At 55.4% G+C, this 2,472-nt stretch carries 2 protein-coding genes; one reads left to right on the forward strand and one right to left on the reverse strand.

Annotated features, from left to right (window positions below; all coding sequences use genetic code 11):
- Positions 1–122: 122 nt before the first annotated feature.
- Positions 123–1,634, reverse strand: a complete 1,512-nt coding sequence (locus WBL42_RS04905; protein WP_424720149.1) for a TrkH family potassium uptake protein — start codon at positions 1,632–1,634, stop codon at positions 123–125.
- A gap of 112 nt (positions 1,635–1,746) precedes the next feature.
- Here WBL42_RS04905 and WBL42_RS04910 point away from each other — a divergent pair.
- A partial coding sequence (locus WBL42_RS04910; RefSeq protein WP_424720150.1) for an AI-2E family transporter occupies positions 1,747–2,472 on the forward strand: 726 nt, incomplete at its 3' end.

The following is a 2,472-nucleotide window of genomic DNA, read 5'->3' on the forward strand; positions in this document are numbered from 1 at the left end:
CATGAGCCGTGCCGACTATCCTGATCTCTGCCATCTGCCACCGTTGTTCCTACTATATGTGCGGTACACCAAGATAAGGGAGTCAGGTGCAGGCAGGTACGGCTGCACAACGATCAAGGGTATCAGGAACTGGTATTGTCTTCGTGCGTACCCGAACCCTCATCGCGTGCCATGTCGTCCTTGATCTCCTTAACAATACCCATGCCAATGATCAGGACCGGCACGATCTCCAGACGGCCAAGCCACATGAGCAGGATGAAGATCCACTTGACGGGTACCGGGCTTGCCGTGTTGATGAAGCCGACGGTCAGGCCGGAGTTGCTCAGTGCCGAGACGATCTCAAACACCACCTCGTCCAGCCGGAATGTCGTGATATAAAGGTGGAGCGTGACAATGGTTGCAAGGAAGATTGTAAGTACATAGATGACGATGACCAGCAGGTTCTTGGAGATCGCGATATCGGAAATTTCCCGCGAAATTGTTTTTCCCCCGAGCCTCAGGGGTACGATCACCCGGCTGCTGACAAAGAACCGCCGGAACCACCACCGTACACCCGCGTATGCAAGCGCCAGCCGGTTCACTTTGACCCCGCCGGCCGTGCTTCCCATTGCCCCGCCGATAAAGACCATCATCGTCAATATCGCAAAGGGGACCGCGGGCCAGGAGGAGAGGTCTGAATTCTGCAGACCGCAGGTACAGATACCGGAGATTGCCGTGAATGTACCCTGCCTGAACGCAGATTCAAGGGCAATATTCCCGAACAGGTACAGATCGCAGGAGATAATAAGCGATCCCAGGAATGCGATCAGGAGAAGGATCCTGACCGCCGGGTCCCGGAACATGTCACGGACTTTGCCACTGTAGAGCAGGAAAAAGATCTTGAACGGCACGGCGCCGGCAATCATTACCGGGATGAGGAGGACTTCGAGGAGGGGGTTGTGGTAATAGGCGAGCCCGGTGGAATGCAGGGTAAAACCGCCGGTTGCAATCGTTGTCATGACGAGATTGAGTGCATCCCATAACGGGATGCCGATGAGCATGATGAGACCGGTGAACGCAAAGGTGAGGACAAGGTAGATCATCCAGATCCTGCGGCTGGTGGAGACGGTGGCCGATACCAGCTCGTCCTCCCGGCCTTCGGCCCGGTACATGCGGAAGAGGGAGGCACGGGTCTTGCGGCGGAGAGAGACCCCAAAGACAATGATCCCGATCCCCCCGATCCATTGCATGAACGATCGCCAGAAAAGAAGGGTCTTTGGCGCAAGGTCGAGAGAAGGGATCATGGTAAAGGCCGTGCCGGTCCAGCCGGACATCGCCTCAAAGACGCTGTTGAGATAGGTCATGTGAAGCCCGAACACGAACGGCAGTGCCCCGATAAAGGCGATCGCAAGCCAGGAGAGCGCAACTGCCGAGAGGGTTGCGGAGAAGGAGGGTTCGAGATCCTTGTACGGCACATGCGATATAAGGAATCCCAGGACCAGGAATGTCAGGGGGGCTGTAGCCATGGGGAGGATGAGGTTCCATTCGTGGAAGACAATGAGAACAAGGAACGGTACCAGGGATGCGATTCCGAGGAACCCGAAGATGAGCCCCATGTCGTGCGCGATCATGGCAAGATGCTCGGTCCGCTTCATCTGATCACCACGTGATGGATAATGTTATATGGTTATGGATATCGTTCTTTCTTTCTCCCCTCCGGCACCCGTACCCTTTTAATTCCGGGCCCCGAACAATAGGTAACCAGATATGTACGTGTTCCGCAACGACCAGATCCCGTTTATCCTCATGGTCGTCCTGACCCTTGCCGCTATCATCCTCTTCTGGTCGATCATGGACATGGTCCTGCTCGGGGCATCCCTTGCCATCGTCCTCCTGCCGGTACACCATTACCTGTCACGGCGTGTCCGCCCCGTCTTCTCGGCAATCCTCGTTACGGCCGGGGTCATCGGTGCCAGCGGGATATTCGCATATTGTACGCTTGCCATCCTTTCGTCCAACACCGCGACCCTCTCCGGGATATTCTCCACGATCGGTACCTGGCTTGGCAGTGCCTCCACCCAGCCCGAAGTATTCGGTTTTCCTCTCAAATCAGGGCTCATCAGTTTATTGAACACGGGAAATTCCATCTTCCTCGATTACCGTGCAACGCTCATCGATGACCTGACCTTTATCGCCTTCAAGGCATTCATCTTCTTCTTCACCCTGTCAGTCCTGCTCCTCCACGGGGAAGAACTTAAAAAGAAGATCATGGATCGTCTTCCGGCCGCAGTCAGCCAGTACGTGCAACGGCTTTCTTCCGTCACTGCCGATACGCTGTATGCGATCTATGTTGTCCAGATCGCAATAGCTGTGCTGACATTCTTCATCTCACTCCCGGTCTTCTACCTGCTCGGCTACGGGAATGTCATCTTTTACTCGTTCCTGGCCGCTCTCTGCGAGCTGATCCCGGTGATGGGAGCGTCTGTTGCCTTC

It is taken from the genome of Methanoregula sp., assembly GCF_049686655.1.
GTDB lineage: Archaea > Halobacteriota > Methanomicrobia > Methanomicrobiales > Methanospirillaceae > Methanoregula.

Bases quoted from the DNA above. Each gene is read 5' to 3' on its own strand.
- WBL42_RS04905 (WP_424720149.1), bottom strand. From the start codon at position 1,634: ATGAAGCGGACCGAGCATCTTGCCATGATCGCGCACGACATGGGGCTC.